The sequence below is a fragment of the Alphaproteobacteria bacterium genome (genome assembly GCA_016699305.1).
Taxonomy (GTDB): Bacteria; Pseudomonadota; Alphaproteobacteria.
This window is the reverse complement of the sequence record CP064970.1, coordinates 356005-375828: the sequence shown is the minus strand read 5'-3', so window position 1 is coordinate 375828 and position 19824 is coordinate 356005. Positions and strand designations below refer to the sequence as shown.

Genomic DNA, 19824 nt, shown 5'->3' with positions numbered 1-19824 from the left:
CAGAGGCGATGGACAAGACGCCCTATCTGACATGCAGAGCGTGGTAAAGAACATAAGACCCCGCTGGGATTCGAGAGTCGTTGCTTATAGCTAATTTCGTACAGCAAGTTAGCTTGTTCCAATTCGGCCCAGGACCACACCCAAAATGTAGGCCGTGGGTACCATTAGTCCAATAATCTAATTCTTTGAAACACCAAAGATCATTCGCATGAATCGGCGCATCTCCGCTCTCTATCGTTACACCTACCATTTCATTTATTTTTAGACATAGTTCCCTGGTTAGTCCTGGCAAGAAAATAACGAGGTCTCTGCCTGTATCGTCTAAAACACCGCTATAACCAAAAGTCCTTCCCAGTATGCGTATATTATGCTGTGTATTGATAGCGTAGTTTCTTGCCTCTAGCGAGACTGCGGTTAAATTAACATCTGGTGGTGGTTCTTTGAATAGAACACCGCCGCCATTCACATCAAAGACATGGCAGGACTTATCAGAAGGGGCGAGGGGATTTTCTGGATATTCAGGGTCAACGGAATTGGCAAGACTGATTTCCGTATCTGGACAGCGCGACATCACTCTATCCACGCCGATTTGCAATTCATTGACATAACCGAGAATGGCCGTTGCTTGGGCCTTGGCTTTGACGGCAGAGATATCGCCATTGAACGAACCCGACGCCGCCGCAATGGCAGCGGCTAAGCCAGCCAGAATCGCCACCACCCACAGGATCGGCCCGATGGCTATACCTGATTCAGACGCCGATACCCAGCGCGGGGGGGGGCGATATATGCACATTGCTCTCGGTCAACAGTGCCTACTTGTCAAGTATCCAAAAAGCTTCTCAGCTTGCGCGAACGGGAAGGGTGCTTCAGTTTGCGCAGGGCCTTGGCCTCGATCTGGCGGATGCGTTCGCGGGTCACGCTGAACTGCTGGCCGACTTCTTCCAAAGTGTGATCGGTATTCATGCCGATGCCAAAGCGCATGCGCAACACGCGCTCTTCGCGCGGGGTTAGCGTGGCCAGGATGCGGGTCATGGTGTCGCGCAGATTGCTTTGAATGGCAGCTTCCACCGGCTGCAGGGCATTCTTGTCCTCGATGAAGTCGCCCAGCGAGCTGTCTTCCTCGTCGCCGATGGGGGTTTCCAGACTGATCGGTTCCTTGGCGATCTTCATCACCTTGCGAACCTTGTCCAGCGGCATCATCAGTTTTTCGGCCAGCTCTTCGGGAGTCGGCTCGCGGCCAATCTCGTGCAGCATCTGGCGGCTGGTGCGGACCAGTTTGTTGATTGTCTCGATCATATGCACCGGGATGCGGATGGTGCGCGCCTGATCGGCGATCGAACGGGTGATGGCCTGGCGAATCCACCATGTGGCATAGGTCGAGAATTTATAGCCACGGCGATATTCGAATTTGTCCACGGCCTTCATCAGACCGATATTGCCTTCTTGGATCAAATCCAAAAACTGCAAGCCGCGATTGGTGTATTTCTTGGCGATGGAAATCACCAGGCGCAGATTGGCCTCGATCATTTCCTTTTTCGCGCGAGTGGCTTCACGCTCGCCGCTTTGCACGGTATTGACGATGCGGCGGAACTCGGACAAGGGCAGAACGGCCTCGTCGCAGATCACGGCGATCTCGGCGCGCACGCGGTCGATCTCCGGTCCGTGTCGTTCGATGAAGCCGGTCCATGCCTTGATATCCGTCTTGCTGACCGCTTTGCCGGTTTTACCGGATTCCTTGGCGGCTTTGGGCGCTTCGAACATTTCGGACAGCCAGTTGCGGTCCAATTCGTGCCCCATATAGCGGACTAGAAAATCTTCGCGCGTGATCTTGCATGTTTGCGCCATGCGCAGCAGACGGCCTTCCAGATTGACCAAGCGGCGGTTCAATCCGTACAGCTGATCTACCAATTGCTCGGTGCGATTGGTATTCAAACGCACCGTACGCACCAAGTCTACCAATTCCGCCTTGGTCGATTGGACCTTCTTCTCATGCGTAGGCGGCACCGGCTTTTTCTGCTGCAACAATGTGTGCCGGTTTGCGTTCAGACGAAACATTTTTGCATAGGTGATGGCGATATTGGCGAAGGTATCCATGACCTGAGGGCGCAGTTTTTGCTCCATCGCGGTCAAGGAGATGTTTTCCTCTTCGTCGAAACCTCCAACGGCCTCTTCCCCAACTTCGGGTTCTTCCACCGCGGCGTCTGGCGATTCGATCAAGGCACCTTCGGGCAAGGCCGCGCGCTCGCCTTCAGCCCCCTGGACACCTGGTCCACCGCCATAAGTGGCGTCAAGATCAATCACGTCGCGCAGAAGAATCTTGCCCTCGTTCAGGGCCTCGTACCATCCCAATATGGCCTGAATAGTCAGCGGCGATTCGCAAAGGCCGCTGATCATCATCTCCTGACCAGCCTCGATGCGCTTAGCAATGGCAATTTCGCCCTGGCGGGACAGCAGCTCCACCGTGCCCATTTCGCGCAAATACAAGCGTACGGGATCGTCGGTGCGGCTGGCCTCAGCATCGTCCACGTTGCCGCCGCTTTCGGTCTCTGCCTCTTCTCCGTCTGTGGCTGGCTCGTCGCCTTCCTCGATGACGTTGATGCCCATCTCAGACAAAGAGGACAACGTGTCTTCAATCTGTTCCGAGGAGACTTGATCGGGCGGCAAAACGGCGTTCAATTCAGCGATGGTCACATAGCCGCGATCCTTGCCCTTATGGATCAGTTTTTTGATGGCCTCTGCGGAAGCGGCATCCAGAACGGGACGATCGGTTTCAGGTGAGGCGTCTTGCGGTTCAGGTATGGCGGCAGTCGGTGCCGAGCGCTTGTGCGCGTCATCCACCGACTTCAAGACAGGGGTCGTCGCTTGCTTGCGTGTTTCCGGCACGGCAGTGACAATTTTTTTCGCGGCAGGCACAGTCTTTTTGGCTGGAGCAGGAGTGGTGGTTTTACCCTTCGCGGCGGCCTTGGTCGCCGTGGCCGCGACGACAGGCTTTTTCTTGGCCTTGATCTCGGTCTTGCCTTTGATGGCAGCCTTGGGCTTGTTAGCTGCGCCCTTGCCCGCGGATGTCTTGGCCATATGCGTCGGCTCCCCTCGCCATAAAAAACAGATGAACCTAGCTATACAGCGCCCATTTTGCGCGCCGTATGGCCTTGGTAGTGCTCAAACGTACTGACCCACAAATCCTTGGCTTCGTCCAAAGATTTGCGTTGCAGTGCCCCCCAACCATGCGCGCGCAGCGAGCTTTCCAGCTCTGCCAGAGCTTCCGCATGGCCACGCTGCATGAGATGGCTGGCAAATGCCTCCGCGTCAAGGGTTTCATGCGCATTTTCTTGCGCCGTGGCCTCACTCAACCAGTTGATCATCTCGGTATGAAGGGCATCCAGACGCGGCTCGGGCATGGAAAGCATCGCAAAATCCTCATCAATTTCGGTAAAGATATAAGGATGGAACAACATAATCGCCAACATCTGCTTAGCTCGTTGCGATTGCGGATTAGATGGGAGGGGGCGTTGATGAGCCTCCGTCATGGTATGCCCGACAGAGTGGGCCGTATGTCTGGAATCTTTCTTGCGTCGTGCCGGTAAAAGCAGGTGATTGATCCGGACCGTCATTTCGGCTCGATACGATTCGCGCACTTCGTTGTCACGGATGGCGGCGATTCGCTTCATCAGCTCAGTACGCAATCCGGCCCGCGCTTCGGGAGTGGTGAGGGATCTCCGCTGAACGGTGGTGCGCCACAGCACTTCGGAAATCGGCAGAGATTGGCTCAGTTGCGCGCGCAAAGCATCGGGGCCACGGCGGCGAATGAGGCTGTCGGGATCTTCGCCTTGGGGCAAAAAAGTGATGAGGGCGCTGCGATCCGGTTGCAGTTGAGGTAACAAGCGATCCAACGCGCGCATGGCGGCGCGCTCGCCCGCCGCATCGCCGTCGAAACACAGATAGGGACCGGGGACAGTGAGAGCGTCGGGACTGCAGAGCCGCCACAACAACGTGATCTGCGATTCCGTCAGCGCGGTGCCTAAGGGAGCCACGGCTCCGATGAATCCCGCCTCGGCCAAGGTGATGACATCCATATAGCCTTCGACAACGATCATAGACTGCCCCGCGCCGCTGGCCACGCGGGAGCGTGCCAAGCCAAACAGGCCTTCGCCTTTATGAAAGATGGGGCTATCGGGCGAGTTGATGTATTTCGGGCCGTCGCCTTCCATCAGTCGTGCGCCAAAGGCGATCACACGGCCACGCCGATCATCGACGGGAAAGATCACGCGGTCGCGGAAGAAGCTGAATAGCTCGCCGCTTTCTTCGCGCCGTCGCGCCAGGCCCAATTCCAATAGCTCGGCATCGCTGGCACCCTTGCTTCGCATATGCTTAAGCAAGACGCGTCCATCATTGGGAGCATACCCCAAGCGCCAACGCTCCATAGCTTCGCGCGTCAGTCCGCGATGTTCCAGATATTGCCGAGCGGCATCACCGACCGGTTGATCCAGGCATTGACGGAACCATTGGGCCGCCATGTCCATCACGTCATACAAACGCTTTTCATGGTCATAGCGTTCGCGGTCTTCAGGGTTAGAGGCGGGGACTTTCAGTCCCGCCTGGGTTGCCAGTTGTTCTACCGCTTCAGGGAAAGCCAGATGATCGAAATGCATGACAAAGCCGACCACATCGCCATGTGCGCCGCAGCCGAAGCAGTGATAAAATCCCTTATCATCGTTCACAGTAAAGCTGGGAGACTTTTCGGAATGAAAAGGACAGCATGCCTTCCATTCCCGCCCGGCGCGGGTAAGCTTGACGCGCGGAGCCACCACCTCGGATATGCGCAGGCGCGTTCGTATTTCGTCGATGAATCCAGAAGGAAAGGGCATGTCGGCGTTTAGGCTAAGAGCAAGAAGCCAAGGCTTCCTTAACCCAGCCCGATGCCTTGGTCATGTCCATCTGTCCGGCATAGTCGGTCTTGATGGCGGCCATCACCTTACCCATGTCTTTGACGCCCATGGCCCCGGTCTGACCAATGATCTGCGCAATCGCGGCGCGCGAGGCGGCCTCGTCCAGAGCCTGGGGTAGGAAGGCCTCAATCACTGTGATTTCCTGTAATTCCTGCTCGACCAGGTCGTCGCGCTTGCCTTGCCGGTACATCTCGATCGAATCGCGGCGCTGTTTGATCATGCCTTGCAGCATGGACAGAATCTCTCCATCGGGAATCTGGTCGATGCCTTTGGGACGCGATTCAATGTCTTTGTCGCGCAGCTTGGCGATCATCAGCCTCACCGTCGCCACCTTGCGCGTTTGGCCCGAACGCATGGCGTCCTTGAGAGCTTCGTTCATTTGCTCGCGCAGCATGGTCGTGTCGTTCCTTTCAAGCTTAAAGACGCATCATATCTTACTGCGTCGCACTCTGCCACCGGCGCGCCTGGTCATGTTATCTATATATTTTATTGGGTTAGCTATGCGCTTTCTTTTTCGTCCGCTCGGTTTGATCCGTACTCGCCTGGTGCTTATGTGACATCGGTAACAATCCGTGGCTTATTTTCTGGGGGCCCCCTCAGAAGCACCTTTTCAGATGCATTCCGGAAAGCTAAGGTCCCGCCCGGGTATTCCCAAAACGTAAACCTCAAGGAAGAATCACAATGGCTTTCCCGACTCAGCCGCGCCACCGCAACCGCAAGACCAAAATATTGGCAACGATTGGTCCTGCCAGCAGTTCGCATGAACGCATCTACAGCCTGATACAGGCGGGTGTGGATGTGATCCGCTTGAACTTCAGCCATGGCACGCATGACGATCATCGTGGTCGGTACGAGACCATCCGCAAGATCGAAAAAGAAATGGGACGCCCCATCGGCGTCTTGGCAGATCTGCAAGGCCCCAAATTGCGTTTGGGCAAGTTTGCAGAAGGCGCGATCGATATTGCGGCTGGCCAGACTTTCCGTTTGGACACAGATCCCGCCCCGGGCGATGACAAGCGCGTCTGCATGCCGCATCCCGAAATCTTCGAGGTGCTGGCCCCTGGACAAGAATTGCTGTTGGACGATGGCAAGGTGCGCCTGAGCATCACGCGCTGCGACAATAAGATGCATTGGGCTGAGACCAAGGTTATCCATGGGACGCGCCTGTCGGATCGCAAGGGTGTGAACGTGCCGCACGCCGTGCTGCCTATCTCCGCTCTGACCCCCAAGGATCGCGCGGATTTGGATGTGGCCTTGGCCATGGGGGTGGATTTTATCGCCCTATCCTTCGTGCAACGCCCAGAAGATTTGCAAGAGGCACGCAGCCTGATCGGCAATCGCGCGGCTTTGGTGGCCAAGATCGAAAAGCCATCGGCCATCTCGTGCTTGGAAGAACTGGTGCAGTTGTCCGACTGCATCATGGTGGCGCGCGGCGATTTGGGCGTGGAAATGCCTTTGGACGAAGTGCCGGTGCTGCAAAAGAAGATCGTGGCCTGCTCGCGCAAGGCGGGTAAGCCTGTGATCGTGGCCACGCAGATGCTGGAATCCATGATCCAGGCTCCGGCCCCCACGCGCGCCGAAGTTTCGGACGTGGCCAATGCCGTCTATGACGGAGCGGATGCTGTGATGCTGTCGGCCGAGACGGCCAGCGGCAGTTTTCCGGTCGAGGCCGTGACCATCATGGATCGCGTGATCGAGACGGTCGAGGATGACGAGTATTACAAGGACCGCCTCGGCTCGCAGATTCGCATTTCCGAGAAGAACTCCGCCGATGCCATCACGGCGGCGGCGCGTCATGTGGCGGACACCTTGGAAGCGGCGGCGATTGTCACCTTCACTGTTTCTGGATCAACTGCCTTGCGCGCCGCGCGGGTTCGCCCGATGACTCCGATCCTGTGCGTCACGCCCAGTTTGGAAACCGCGCGCCGTATGTCTTTGTGCTATGGCGTTCATGCCGTGGTGGCCGAGGACATCAAGGACTTCCAAGATATGGCGGATCGTGCTTGCCAGATCGCCAAGCAGGAACAGCTGGCCGAGCCGGGGCAAACCCTGGTCATTACGGCTGGCGCTCCCTTTGGCGTCACCGGCTCCACCAACTCCTTGCGCATCGTGAAGGTCGCTTAAGCGATCAGCGTCATCCTGATCGAGCTGGATGATAGAGGGGGAATGGGCAGTGCCTATTCCCCCTTATGCTGTTTGCGCAATGCTTAGCACCGCCAGCCATTCTTCTTCGTTCAGCACCTTCACGCCCAGGGCTTGCGCCTTGGTCAGTTTGCTGCCGGCGGACTCGCCTGCGATCAGCATGTCGGTTTTGGCCGAGACGGAATCGCTGACCTTCGCGCCCAAGGCTTCGGCAGCGGCTTTTGCCTCGGGGCGGGTCATGGCGGTCATTTCGCCGGTAAAGACCAGACGCTTTCCCGAAAGAGGCGAAGATGCCGGAGCTTGCACAGGCACCTCGTCCTCAATCGTCATCACGCTTTCCAAATCGTCCAGGACGGCCCGATTATGCGTTTCACGGAAGAAGCCGATGATGGCTTCGGCCATGATCGGCCCGATGCCTTCGATGCGCAGCAGTTCCAGGCGCGACGGCGAGTCGGGCGAATCATCGGTCCGTTCGATGCTTTGGCGCAGACGCGCCCAGCTGATGAAATGCCGCGCCAATAATCGCGCCGTCACTTCGCCTATCTGCGGCAGTCCCAAGGCGAACAGGAAACGCGCCAAAGGCACCGTAAGCCGTGCCGCTATCGCGGCGAACAGATTGGCCGCCGATTTCTCGCCCCAGCCGTCCCATTTGGCCAAAGGCGGATCGGCATTTTGATTGCGCGATTCCAGGCGGAAAATATCGGCCGCGCTGGCCAGCCAGCCTTTGTCGTAAAACTCGCGCAAGCTGCGCTCGCCCAGGCCTTCGATATCGAGGGCGTCGCGGCTGACGAAATGCCGCAGACCTTCCAGCAATTGCGCCGGACAGCCCAGGCGATCCGGGCAGCGTGTGGCCACTTCGCCATCCAATCGAGCCAACGTCGCGCCGCATTCCGGGCAATGCGCGGCAAAGATAACGGGCTGCGCGCCGGGGATGCGTTGATCGGGCAGGGCCTCTAGGATTTGAGGGATCACATCGCCCGCGCGTTGCAGGCGCAGCATATCGCCTTCGTGAATGTCCAGACGCGCCATCTCGTCGCGGTTATGCAAGGTGGCGCGCGACACCACCACGCCGCCGACGGTTACAGGTTCCAGCTCGGCCACGGGGGTCACAACGCCCGTGCGCCCCACCTGGAAGGTCACCTGACGCAGGCGGGTCAAAGCCTTTTGCGCGGCGAATTTATGCGCGATGGCCCAGCGCGGCGCGCGGCTGACGCTGCCTGCCTTTTCCTGCCCCGCCAGATCGTCCAGCTTGTACACCACGCCGTCGATGTCAAAGGGCAGGGCAGGGCGCAGACGCTCCATCTCCTGCTGATAGGCCAATAGATCATCTTCGCCTTCGCACAGGCGCGAAGGCTCGTTCAACGTAAAGCCCATCTCTTTCAGGCGAAGGCGTAGGTCGCTTTGTCGGGCGGCAAGAGGCTGCGACACGTCGCCCAGCGCATAGGCCAGAAAGCGCAAGGGACGTTGCGCGGTGACGGCAGAATCCAATTGCCGCAAACTGCCGGCGGCGGCGTTGCGAGGATTGGCAAAGAGCGGCTTGCCCTCGGCCATCTGACGCTCGTTGAAGGCGGCAAAATCGTCGCGGCGGATATACACCTCGCCCCGCACATCCAGGATATCGGGAAAGGGCGGCGTTAGGTTATGCGGAATATCGACAACGGTTCGCAAATTGGCGGTGACGTCTTCGCCCTCTTGGCCGTCGCCGCGCGTCGCGCCTTGGATCAATCGGCCATGCTGGTAACGCAAGGTGATCGCCAGACCGTCGATCTTGGGTTCGGCCATATAGCGCAAGCTTGCATCCGGCCCCAGCCCCAAGGCGCGGCGGAGACGCGCGGCGAAATCGCGCACGTCGCTTTCGTCAAAGGCGTTGTCCAGCGACAGCATGGGCACCAGATGCGGCACTTTGCCAAAACCTTTGGCGGCATCCACGCCCACACCCACGCGCTTTTCAGGACTTAGCGTCGGGGCTTGATCGGGAAAGCGTGTTTCCAATGCGCGATACCGCGCGCGCAGCGCGTCATAATCGGCATCGGAAATCAGAGGCGAGTCATGCTGATAATATAATATATCGTGGTGGAATATTTCCTTGGCCAGACGCGCCATCTCGGCGCGGGCCTGGTCGGGGGAAAGTTCTGACACATCCATCCCGCGCGTACCGGCCATTACGCGGCCTCGACGGCGGCGGAAAGCAGGCTATCGGCGGCGGCGCGGGCGGCATCGGTCACTTCCGCGCCGGACAGCAGACGCGCGATCTCTTCGCGACGCGAGTCGTCGTCAAGGCGGGTGATGCGGGTGAGGGCGCGGCCCTTTTGCATAACCTTGTCCACGCGCAGATGGTCGCGCGCGCGCGCGGCGACTTGGGGACTATGCGTCACGGCCAGCACCTGAACGCGCGTCGCCAGCAGGGCCAGACGTTCCCCGACGGCATCGGCCACCGCGCCGCTGACGCCCACATCAATCTCGTCAAACACCAATACCGGCACGCCGCCCGCCGCCGATAAAACAGCCCGCAACGCCAGCATGAAACGCGCCAATTCGCCGCCCGATGCGATTTTGTTCAGAGGGGCAGGGGCGACGCCCGGATTGGTGGCGGCGATAAATTGGACCCGCTCGGCTCCGCCTGGCCCCATCTCGGCCTCGTCCAGCGTCACCAGATTGACGCCGAATCGTGCTTTGCCCAGCTTAAGCGGCGTCAGTTCCTTGGACACGGCCTTTTCCAATTCCGCCGCCGCCTTGGCTCGGGACGCCGATAAACGCTCAGCCGCCTTGACGTATTCTGTGCGTAAGAGCTGAACCTTGGCGGCCACGCCGGACAAAGTGTCGTCGTCGTTTTCGATCAGGCCGAGCCTTTGGGCGAATTGGCGGCGCAGACCCGCCAAGCCTTCCACCTCCACCCCATGTTTGCGAGCTAGGGCGCGTAAGGTGAATAAACGCTCTTCGATGCGCTCTAACCCCAAGGGATCAAACTCGTCCGTGCGGTCCAAGGCGTCCAGCGCGTCCAGGGTTTCGCGCGTTTCGATCATCGCCCTATCCAATGCGGCCAATGCGGGGGCCAGGACGGCGGGGGCCTTTTCCGCCGCGCGCGCCAATGCCCGTTGCGCGGCGACCAATTGACGTTCCGCGCCTTGCGAGCCTTCCAGCATGTCGCGTGCCGTCGCCACGGCCTCCAGGATGCGGCCACTGCTTTGTAATAAGTTGCGTCGCTCCGACAGGCTTTGAGCCTCGTCCGCCTGGGGATTAATCTCGTCCAGTTCGTTTAAGGAAGCGCGTAGCCAGCCTTCCTCTTGTCGCGCCTGGGCCAGGGCCTGGGCCAATGCTTCGCGGGCTTTGTCGCCCTCGCGCCAGGCGGACCAAGCGGCGCGAACCTTGGCGGCTTGGTCTTGCAGGCCGCCGAACGCATCCAGCAAACGCCCATGCGTGGACGGATCCAACAAGCCTTGAGCGGCGAATTGTCCATGGACCTCGACCAGTAAAGCGCCGATGTCTTTGAGTAGGGCCAGACTGACCGGTTGATCATTGATAAAGGCGCGGCTGCGCCCATCGATCGAAATGGTGCGCCGTAAAATCAATGTGCCTTCAATGGACAAGCCTTGATCCTGGGCGCGTTCAAGAGCGGGATGTTCGGACGGCAGATCGAACTGGGCCGTCACCATGGCTTGTTCGGTACCTTCGCGCACCAGGGCGGCCTCGGCACGCGCGCCCAGTGCCAGCCCCAGAGAATCCAGCAACACCGATTTGCCCGCGCCGGTCTCTCCGGTCAAGGCGCACAGCCCCGGCTGCAGCTCCATATCGAGCCGGTCGATCAACACGACATTTTGTATGCTCAAGGCCACCAAGCCCTGCCATTCCGTCATCGTTGCCCCCTCAGCCAAGCCTTTATGAAGCATGGAAAGCTTATACTACAGCGGCGCGAGGATTCCATCAGGAGGTCATCGGCGGCGGCTGGTCCTGACGCGAGGCGCATTCTTCCATATGAAAAGGTTCGCATATGCTTTTTGTCATCGAAATGTACGACAAAATATATTTATTCTATCGATTCCACACAAAAATAGTTATTGATGAGTAAGTCCAAATATAATAATTTTATCTCATACAAATTGTTAATAATTCATTAAAATACAAGTATATACAAAGTAATCATTTTATAAATACCAATTTCAATACTACATATATTTTGGTGTGGTCTTGGCTTTTTATAAATCCATAGAATAATGTGGCGGTGTATAACAACTGGTTTAGCTTATTGGTGGCGGTATATTGAAGAAGTCGTTTGAATTATAGGGCCAAGGCCGTGATGAAGGGGAAGGTGGCTGACGCGATGTTGAGGCCCTATAGCCTGGACATCAAGGCGGTGCCTTCCCCTTCTGATTTAAGGAAAGCAGGTGGCGGGGGTAGGAAGAGGGGGGGGGCGTGCATCTAATTTGTAGCTAAGGCTACCAGACCATGCCATTACGTTATCGTTGCCCACTCAGCCAAGCCTTTACGAGTCATGCAAAGCTCGTACTACAGCGGCGCTGTGAAAGTTTTTTTTATAACGATCCGCATTAATTTTTTTGCTAAGATCCAAGGCGATGAGGCATTTTGTTTCGAGGTGTTGAATGAATGTTGAGCATCTATACGCGCAGTTTCTGACACTGGATGCAGAACACAGAGATATGTTCCAAGACGGACGGATCGTGCGTGTTGGGCCGAGTAGCGTTGTTATAATCCCGGAAGCCCAACCAGAACACATCATCAAAATTATTAAGCCGGGGCATACGCCACATGGCCTATCCGTAGCGGAAGAATTTAAGACACTGCAAAGGCTGCAATCACTTGATGGAGAATATTTTGTAACACCGATCCCTATTTCATGGGGCGCTTCTCCAGACTACATAGAAATGCAGCGTCTAGGGAAAGGCCATGGATGGGATGTGACCGATCCCCGAGAAATTGAGAGAATTGGCAGAGCATTGGGAGAATTCTCGGCGCTTCTGTTTGAAATACATGGATCAATTCATACTGACATTTGCAATGGCAACTATACGGACGCACCAAACGGGAAGATCGGCATTATTGATATTGCCTCGGTAAAAGAGACAGATATCCCAGAAAATCTTTTTTTTACGCCTCTATTGTCCAAGCCAAATATCTCACCACACATTGCAGCTGAGTTTCAGAAACGGATAGGTCGGCCTATAGATTTTGAGCTTGTGCAGGGAATCGTCATGGAAAGGCTGCCGAAACTACTGCTATCGAAAGAACAAGAATCGGCCACAAACATTAAACGCAGAGTTGATTCGAATTTACAAGAATGGCGTGATATGCGATCCGATATCAGGACATGTCATCGTCCAGCCAAGAGGCTAGGGCCCACATCGCATCAGGAAGGCCCAGTCTGTTAGTTGGTCACCTCGCCGGACATCCTTCCCCATGACCCCACGCCAGATTGACCAGTTCTTTGCGCGCCTCAAGCAAGAGCGCCCCGATCCCACGACCGAGTTGGTCTATACGAACCCGTTCACCTTGCTGGTGGCGGTGGTGTTATCAGCGCAGGCGACGGATGCCGGTGTGAACAAGGCTACGGCGGGGCTGTTCAAACTGGCCGACTCGCCAGAGAAGATGCTGGAACTGGGCGAAGAAAATTTATGCGACCTGATAAAGACCATCGGCCTTTTTCGTTCAAAAGCGCGTTATATCATCGGGCTATCGCATATTTTGCAAGCGCAGCATCAAGGTCAGGTGCCCCATGACCGCGAAGCGCTTGAGGCTTTGCCCGGGGTGGGCCGTAAAACCGCCAATGTTATTTTGAACACCTTGGATCATGCGCCTTTGATCGCTGTGGATACGCATGTCTTTCGCGTGGCCAATCGGACAGGACTTGCCAAAGGCGAAACGCCGCGCGCGGTGGAAGACGAATTGATGCGCGTGATCCCCGCGCGTTGGTTGGTGGGCGCGCATCATTGGTTGATCTTGCATGGACGCTATACCTGCACGGCGCGCGCGCCCAAATGCATGGCGTGTCCGGTGCATGATCTGTGCAATTGGTCGCAGAAGGCGGTTTAATTAAGGTCGCCTTAAGGATTGAGCCTATCCAATAGCCCCTAATCCGCACGAAGAATGATGAGGGCTCTATGATAACAGGTTCCGTAGGCTTGATGGATTTGCTGCGTAGTCGTCGTTTCTTGCCGTTGATGGTGGTGCAGTCCTTGGGTGCCTTCAACGACAATGTCTTTCGCAACGCCTTTGCCATTCTGGTGACGTTCCGTCTGCTGCAAGAAGACGGAGGCAGTCAGGCGGGGATTCTGGTGCCTTTGGCCACGGCCTTGTTCATGTTGCCGTATTTCTTCTTTTCGGCCCTGGCCGGGCAGATGGCGGACAAATACCAAAAGCCGATGTTGATACAGCGTTTGAAGCTGGCCGAGATCGGCATTATGGCGCTGGGCGGTGTGGCCATGGTCGCGGGAAGCGTGCCGGGGATGTTGTTCACCTTGTTCCTGACAGGGACGCAGTCGTCGTTTTTTGGACCGCTGAAATATGGTCTGCTGCCCCAGCATCTAGAACAGCGCGAATTGCTGGCGGGCAATGGACTGATCGACGCAGGTAGTTTCCTATCCATCCTATTGGGCACCATCGCGGGCGGTGTGATGGCGGCGCATGAGGGCGGCGCATGGGCCGTGGCCGCGACGATGTTGGGACTGAGCATCCTGGCCTGGTGGGTCAGTTTGCATATCCCGCATGCGCCCAGTCTGGCACCCGATTTGCCGTTGCGGCGCAACGTCTTTGCCTCGACCGTCGATACCGTGCGCCAAGCGGCGGCCATGCCCACGATCTTTCCGGCGGTTTTGGGGATCGGATGGTTCTGGTTCGTCGGATCGCTCTATCTGGGGCAGTTCCCCAGTTACGTCAAACACAGCCTGGGCGGCGGGCAGGAATTGGTGACGTTGTTCCTGGTTCTGTTTTCTTGCGGCGTGGCTACCGGCTCGTTGCTGTGCAACCGTATTTTGAAGGGCAGGATCGAGGCGCATCTGGTGCCTTTCGCGGCACTGGGCATGACCGTTTTCTCGTTTGACCTAAGCCTTGCCAGCGGCGCGGTTTTCGTGCGCGAGCAGGGACAGGAACTGCTGACGCTCTCGGCTTTTGTTACCCAGATGGCGGGGTGGCGCATCATGGCCGATCTGACACTGATCGCAGCCTGCGGCGGACTCTATTCCGTGCCGCTTTACGCCCTTATTCAGCATCGCTCGCCGCCGGATCGTATTTCACGCATCATCTCGGCTGATAATATCATCAGCGCGGCTTTAATGACGCTATCTTCGCTGTTGGCGATTGCCGTGACTTCCATGGGTGGAAGCATCAAAAGCCTGTTCGCCTTGGTCGCCTTTCTCAGCTTGTTCGTCAGCGTGGCGGTATGCGTGCTGGTGCCTCAAGGGATCGTGAAGTCGGCTTTGCGCGCCCTGTTGCGCGCTGCCTATGACGTGCGTGTCGTCGGCGCGGAGAATATAGTGGCGGCGGGGGACAAAGCGGTGATCGTGTCCAATCATGTATCGTGGTTGGACGGCGTGCTGTTGGCGGTGTTTCTGCCGGGTCGGCCTTGTTTCGCCATCCACAGCAACGTGGCCAATTGGTGGTGCATGAAGTTCATCACGCCCTTGGTGCGCTTGGTTCCCATTGATCCTATGCATCCTCTATCCGCCAAATCCTTGATCCATCTGGTGGCCGAAGGCGCGCATTTGGTGATCTTTCCCGAAGGACGCATCACCACCACCGGCACATTGATGAAGGTGAATGAAGGCCCGGCCATGATCGCGGATAAGGCGAATGCGCCGATTGTGCCGGTGCGCATCGAGGGGGCGCAGTACTCTACGTTCTCGATGCTGGGACGCAAGATGCGTCTGCGTCGCTTTCCGCGCATTCGCATCACCATCGGCGCGCCCGTACGTCTTGCCGTTCCCGAAGGTGGCAAGTCTTCCGTGCGGCGGCAAAAGGCCGCTTGTCAGCTTTACGACCTGATGTGCCAATTGATGGTACAGACGCGGCCGCATCCGCCCTCGTTGTTCGAGGCTATCTTGGACGCCCGCGCCATGCATGGCGGCGGACATATCATTCTGGAAGACCCGCAGCGTCGCCCGATGAGCTATGACCGCCTGTTGCTCGGCGCGATGGCCCTAGGGCGAAGATTGCAGCATGAAAGCCTGCGCGGCGAAGTGGTCGGCGTGTTGTTGCCCAATGCCGTGGGCACGGCGGTCACCGTGACGGCCCTTCAGGCTATTGGGCGGGTTCCGGCCATGCTGAATGTCGGGGCGGCGGCCAAGATACAGGTTGCCTGTTGCCGCACGGCGGGCGTTCGCCTGGTGCTGACATCGCGCCGTTTTATCGAGGCCGCGCGTCTGGACAAAAGTGTCGAGGCTCTCTCGGCACAATGCCGCCTGATTTATATCGAGGATCTCGTCTCGCAAATCGATCTGGGGCAACGATTGACGGCATGGGCTTTGCGCTTTTTTGCGCGGCGCTGGCATCGAGGCTATGGACTGCGCGAGAATGATGCGGCGGTGGTGATGTTCACCTCCGGGTCGGAAGGCTCGCCCAAGGGCGTGGCTCTCAGTCACGGCAATCTGCTGAGCAATCGGTATCAGCTTGCCGCCTGCATCGATTTTCATCCCGGCGATATCGTTTTCAACGCCTTGCCGATCTTTCACGCCTTCGGCTTGACGGTGGGATTGTTGCTGCCTTTACTGGCGGGGACGCGCACCTTCTTGTATCCGTCGCCTTTGCATTACCGCATCGTTCCCAAGCTAAGCTATGACAGCAACGCCACCATCCTGTTTGGCACTGACACGTTTCTGTCCGGTTACGCGCGCATGGCGCATCCTTATGATTTCTACAGCCTGCGCTATGTCTTCGCCGGGGCGGAGCGTCTGCGTGAGGAAACCCGCCGGCAATGGTCGGATAAATTCGGCGTGCGCATATTCGAAGGCTATGGCGCGACGGAAACCGCTCCTGTCTTGTCCTTGAACACATGTTTGTTCAATCGCTCTTTGGGGGTGGGACGCTTCTTGCCGGGCGTGGAATGGCGTTTGGAAACCGTGCCATGGATCGCCGAGGGTGGAAGGTTATTCGTGCGCGGACCGAATGTGATGCTGGGCTATTTGCGCGCGGAAGCCCCCGGTGTTTTGCAACCTTTGGCCGATGGTTGGTACGACACGGGCGATATCGTGACCGTGGACGAGTCGGGATTCGTGACCATTCTGGGCCGTGTCAAACGCTTTGCCAAAATCGGCGGCGAGATGGTGTCCCTGGCGGCGGTCGAGGAAGCCGCCGGGCATCTGTGGCCGGTATCCAAACATGCCGTGGTCAATCTGCCTGACCCGCGCAAGGGCGAACATCTGGTATTATATACGGACCGTATCGGAGCCACCCGCCAGGAATTGCAACAAGCTGCGCCGTCTTTGGGCTTAAGCGAATTGGCCTTGCCGCGCCGTGTGGTGGTGTTACCCAGCCTGCCCGTTTTGCCCAGCGGGAAGATGGATTATGTGACGTTGACGGAATTTGCCTCCCGAACCGAAGAGGAAGGCAAGCAGGACTCGTAATTCGTGACAAAACGGGTGGCGCGGCGTACAAACATACGCAACCCTTTTCCACGATTGATGGTGTGCGATGTCCCTGCCTGAATTGTGTATCAAGCGGCCCGTTTTGGCCACGGTGATGAATTTGGTGCTGATTGTGCTGGGGCTTATCGCCTATCAGCGCTTGTCTTTGCGCGAATACCCCAATACCGATGCCACGGTTATCACCGTCGAGACCACCTATCGCGGCGCGGCGCCCGAGATTATGGAAAGCCAAATCGGCAAGGTGCTGGAAGACTCGCTGGCCGGTGTCGAGGGGCTCGATATCATGACCTCGGTCAGTCGGCAGGAAAGAAGCCAAATCACCCTGACCTTTCGATTGGGGCGAGACTCCGATGCGGCGGCGGCGGATGTGAGGGACCGCGTGTCGCGCGTGCGCGGCCAGTTGCCCACCCAAATCGACGAGCCGATCATCGCCAAGACCGAGGCCGATGCCCAGCCGATTATCTATTTGTCTTTTTCCAGCAATCGGCACACGCCGCTTGAAATCACGGATTTTGCGGATCGCGTGGTCGCCGACAGGCTAAAGGCTCTGCCGGGCGTGGCCCAGGTGCGCATTTTCGGCGAGCGGCGTCAGGCTATGCGAATTTGGCTGGACCGCGACCGTCTGCAAGCTTTTCATCTGACGCCCTCGGATGTCGAGGCCGCTTTGCGCCGCCAAAATCTGGACGTGCCCGCCGGTCGTTTGGAAGGGCCTGATCGTGAACTGACGTTATCGGGCAGCACGCGCCTGTCCACGCCGCAGGAATTCGCGGATATCGTCTTGCGGGCTGAAAAGGGGTATCTGGTTCGCCTGGCCGATGTCGCGCGAATCGAAGTGGCCGCCGCCGATGACCGCACCCATGTGCGCTATAATGGCCGTCCCGCCGTGGCCTTGGGCGTTGTGAAGCAATCTATCGGTAATCCGATTGAGGTGGCCAAGGCTTTGTATGGCGTTTTCCCGTCTTTGCGCAGCCAGTTGCCCGAGGGTATGGAAGTCGGGATCGCCTATGACTCCTCGGTGTTTATCGAGCGTTCGATCGAATCTGTCTGGCACACGATTATCGAGGCCGTGATCTTCGTGGTGTTGGTGATTTTCTTATTCTTGCGCAGCCTGCGCGCGACCTTGATTCCCATCATCACGATCCCCATTTGCCTGACGGCGGGCTTTGCGATCATGAGTCTGCTGGGCTTTAGCATCAACACCTTGACCCTGCTATCGCTGGTCATGGCGGTGGGATTGGTGGTCGATGACGCCATCGTGATGCTTGAAAACATTCAGCGTCATATTGAAGAAGGCGAGACGCCGTTTCAGGCCGCCTTCAAGGGCAGTCGTGAAATCGTGATGGCCATTGTCGCCATGTCCATCACTCTGGCGGCGGTGTATGCGCCTGTCGCTTTCGCGGGTGGTAAGACGGGCCGGTTGTTCACGGAATTTGCGCTGACCTTGGCCGGGATGGTCTTGGTCTCGGGCGTGGTGGCCTTGACGCTTAGCCCCATGATGTGCGCGCGGTTGTTGCGTCGCCATCCCCATCTGGACGCCGGCCACGATACGCAGGGAAAGCCGCCTGGCATCTTGGCGCGGACGGATAATTATCTGGGCGGATTGTTAGACAATCTGACGGCATCTTATCGCCGCAGCCTGGCGGACGTTTTGGACAGAAGACGCTGGGTCGTTCTGGGCTTGCTGTTGGTTCTTGTTCTAGGCGGTGTGATGGTCAAAATCCTGCCCCAGGAATTGGCCCCGGCGGAGGATCGCAGCCTGTTCATGGGTATCGCGATTGCGCCCGAAGGCGCTTCGCTGGATTTCCTGGATGGCTATACCCGCCAGATGGAGGCCATGTACGACAAGATACCCGAACAGATTCGTTATTTCATGGTTGTGGGTTTTCCCGTGGTCAATCAGGCGATTTCCTTCATCGGGTTGCAGCCTTGGGAGGATCGCAAACGACCCGTGCAGGCGATTATCGGGCAGATGTTCGGGCAGTTTATGTCCATGCCGGGGGTGTTGGCTTTCCCGATCAATCCGCCGCCTTTGGGGAGTGGGCCAGGGCAACAGCCGGTGCAATTCGTGGTGCAAACCGGCGCTTCATGGACCGAGCTGAACGGCATGATGGGCCAGCTGATGGCCAAGGCCGGTGAAAGCAAGTTGTTTTCGAACATGGATACCGACCTGAAACTGACCAAGCCGGAATTGCGCTTTACCATCAACCGCGACAAGGCCGCTCTGATGGGCCTAGACGTGGCCACGATCGGCGATGCCTTGGAGACCTTGTTCGGAGGCCGCAAGGTCACGCGCTATTCGGCCAACGCTCAGGAATATGACGTGATCTTGCAAGTCGGCGCGGATGGTCGCCGTGAGCCACAGGATCTGTCATCGATCTTTGTGCGCGCGCCGGGCGGGTCGATGGTCCAATTGGCCAGCCTCGTGACCAGCGAGGAACGCGCTGCCCCGAAAGAGCTGAACCACTTCAACAAATTGCGCGCCGCGACACTTACTGCCGGACTGGCGGAAGGGGTGTCATTGGGGCAAGCCTTAGACTTCTTGGATAAAACGGCACGTCAGGTGATCGGCACGGATAAGGCCAGTTTCGACCTGGCCGGCATTTCGCGCGATTTCCGCGAGGCTTCGGGGACGTTGGCGTTCACTTTTGGTTTGGCCTTGATATTCATCTTCTTGGTCCTGGCCGCGCAATATGAAAGCTGGTTGGACCCGTTCATCATCATGCTGAGCGTGCCTTTGGCCATTGTTGGCGCGTTGTTTGTCCTATGGCTGGTGGGGGGCACGATGAACGTGTACAGCCAAATCGGCTTGGTCACCCTGATCGGCCTGATCGCCAAGCACGGCATTTTGATTGTCGAATTCGCCAATCAACGCCGCCTGACCTTGGGCGAAAGCGCCCATGACGCCGTGCGCGAAGCCGCCGCCATCCGTCTGCGTCCCATTCTGATGACCACAGCCGCCACCATCTTGGGTGCCATGCCCTTGGCATTAGCCTCAGGCGCGGGAGCAGAAGGCCGCCAACAGATCGGCTGGACGGTCGTGGGCGGCATGGGCTTTGGTACCATGCTGACCCTGTTCGTGGTGCCGGTGGCCTATACCTGGCTGTCACGCCGTATGCCCACGACGCCGGATGCTATTCACGAATAAA

The 19824-nt window shown here is 57.7% G+C and carries 11 protein-coding genes; 5 read left to right on the top strand and 6 right to left on the bottom strand.

Going from position 1 to position 19824, the window contains the following annotated elements; translation table 11 throughout:
* Positions 1–22 precede the first annotated feature (22 nt).
* The 4 genes from IPI58_01745 to IPI58_01730 all read right to left on the bottom strand — a co-directional run bounded on the left by IPI58_01745 (position 23) and on the right by IPI58_01730 (position 5340).
* On the bottom strand, positions 23–715 hold the full coding sequence (locus IPI58_01745) for a hypothetical protein (protein QQR69427.1): 693 nt from the start codon (positions 713–715) through the stop codon (positions 23–25).
* A 104-nt stretch (positions 716–819) separates the two neighbouring features.
* Positions 820–3075: an RNA polymerase sigma factor RpoD gene (gene rpoD / locus IPI58_01740; protein ID QQR69426.1), complete on the bottom strand. Its 2256-nt coding sequence runs from the start codon at positions 3073–3075 to the stop codon at positions 820–822.
* 41 nt (positions 3076–3116) lie between these two features.
* Positions 3117–4865, bottom strand: a complete 1749-nt coding sequence (locus IPI58_01735) for a DNA primase (GenBank protein QQR69425.1) — start codon at positions 4863–4865, stop codon at positions 3117–3119.
* 13 nt (positions 4866–4878) lie between these two features.
* Positions 4879–5340 (bottom strand): GatB/YqeY domain-containing protein, encoded by a 462-nt coding sequence (locus IPI58_01730; protein QQR69424.1) that lies wholly within the window; start codon positions 5338–5340, stop codon positions 4879–4881.
* Positions 5341–5627: 287 nt separating this feature from the next.
* Here IPI58_01730 and pyk point away from each other — a divergent pair, with 287 nt between their 5' ends.
* Positions 5628–7070, top strand: coding sequence for a pyruvate kinase (gene pyk, locus IPI58_01725; GenBank protein ID QQR69423.1), 1443 nt, complete (start codon positions 5628–5630; stop codon positions 7068–7070).
* A gap of 63 nt (positions 7071–7133) precedes the next feature.
* On the opposite strand, the gene ligA is transcribed toward pyk, so the two are convergent.
* Together ligA and recN are read right to left on the bottom strand one after the other, a co-directional pair.
* The gene (gene ligA / locus IPI58_01720; protein ID QQR69997.1) at positions 7134–9233 is read right to left on the bottom strand and encodes an NAD-dependent DNA ligase LigA; all 2100 of its coding nucleotides are present in this window, start codon (positions 9231–9233) and stop codon (positions 7134–7136) included.
* Between the two features lie 17 nt (positions 9234–9250).
* The gene (gene recN / locus IPI58_01715) at positions 9251–10942 is read right to left on the bottom strand and encodes a DNA repair protein RecN (GenBank protein ID QQR69422.1); all 1692 of its coding nucleotides are present in this window, start codon (positions 10940–10942) and stop codon (positions 9251–9253) included.
* Between the two features lie 744 nt (positions 10943–11686).
* Here recN and IPI58_01710 point away from each other — a divergent pair.
* The 4 genes from IPI58_01710 to IPI58_01695 all read left to right on the top strand — a co-directional run bounded on the left by IPI58_01710 (position 11687) and on the right by IPI58_01695 (position 19823).
* Entirely contained in the window at positions 11687–12472 is a 786-nt protein-coding gene (locus IPI58_01710) for a hypothetical protein (GenBank protein ID QQR69421.1), read from the top strand.
* Between the two features lie 28 nt (positions 12473–12500).
* A complete protein-coding gene (gene nth / locus IPI58_01705; protein QQR69420.1) occupies positions 12501–13133 on the top strand; it encodes an endonuclease III in 633 nt (210 codons plus the stop codon).
* A 92-nt stretch (positions 13134–13225) separates the two neighbouring features.
* Positions 13226–16657: an acyl-[ACP]--phospholipid O-acyltransferase gene (locus IPI58_01700; GenBank protein ID QQR69996.1), complete on the top strand. Its 3432-nt coding sequence runs from the start codon at positions 13226–13228 to the stop codon at positions 16655–16657.
* Positions 16658–16724: 67 nt separating this feature from the next.
* Positions 16725–19823, top strand: a complete 3099-nt coding sequence (locus IPI58_01695) for an efflux RND transporter permease subunit (protein ID QQR69419.1) — start codon at positions 16725–16727, stop codon at positions 19821–19823.
* Position 19824: the final 1 nt, after the last annotated feature.

Excerpts from the sequence above, each read along its gene's own strand:
- rpoD (QQR69426.1), bottom strand. The coding sequence starts at position 3,075 with ATGGCCAAGACATCCGCGGGCAAGGGCGCAGCTAACAAGCCCAAGGCT.
- nth (QQR69420.1), top strand. The coding sequence starts at position 12,501 with ATGACCCCACGCCAGATTGACCAGTTCTTTGCGCGCCTCAAGCAAGAG.
- IPI58_01695 (QQR69419.1), top strand. The coding sequence starts at position 16,725 with ATGTCCCTGCCTGAATTGTGTATCAAGCGGCCCGTTTTGGCCACGGTG.
- ligA (QQR69997.1), bottom strand. The coding sequence starts at position 9,233 with ATGGATGTGTCAGAACTTTCCCCCGACCAGGCCCGCGCCGAGATGGCG.
- IPI58_01710 (QQR69421.1), top strand. The coding sequence starts at position 11,687 with ATGAATGTTGAGCATCTATACGCGCAGTTTCTGACACTGGATGCAGAA.
- recN (QQR69422.1), bottom strand. The coding sequence starts at position 10,942 with ATGACGGAATGGCAGGGCTTGGTGGCCTTGAGCATACAAAATGTCGTG.
- pyk (QQR69423.1), top strand. The coding sequence starts at position 5,628 with ATGGCTTTCCCGACTCAGCCGCGCCACCGCAACCGCAAGACCAAAATA.
- IPI58_01700 (QQR69996.1), top strand. The coding sequence starts at position 13,226 with ATGGATTTGCTGCGTAGTCGTCGTTTCTTGCCGTTGATGGTGGTGCAG.
- IPI58_01730 (QQR69424.1), bottom strand. The coding sequence starts at position 5,340 with ATGCTGCGCGAGCAAATGAACGAAGCTCTCAAGGACGCCATGCGTTCG.
- IPI58_01735 (QQR69425.1), bottom strand. The coding sequence starts at position 4,865 with ATGCCCTTTCCTTCTGGATTCATCGACGAAATACGAACGCGCCTGCGC.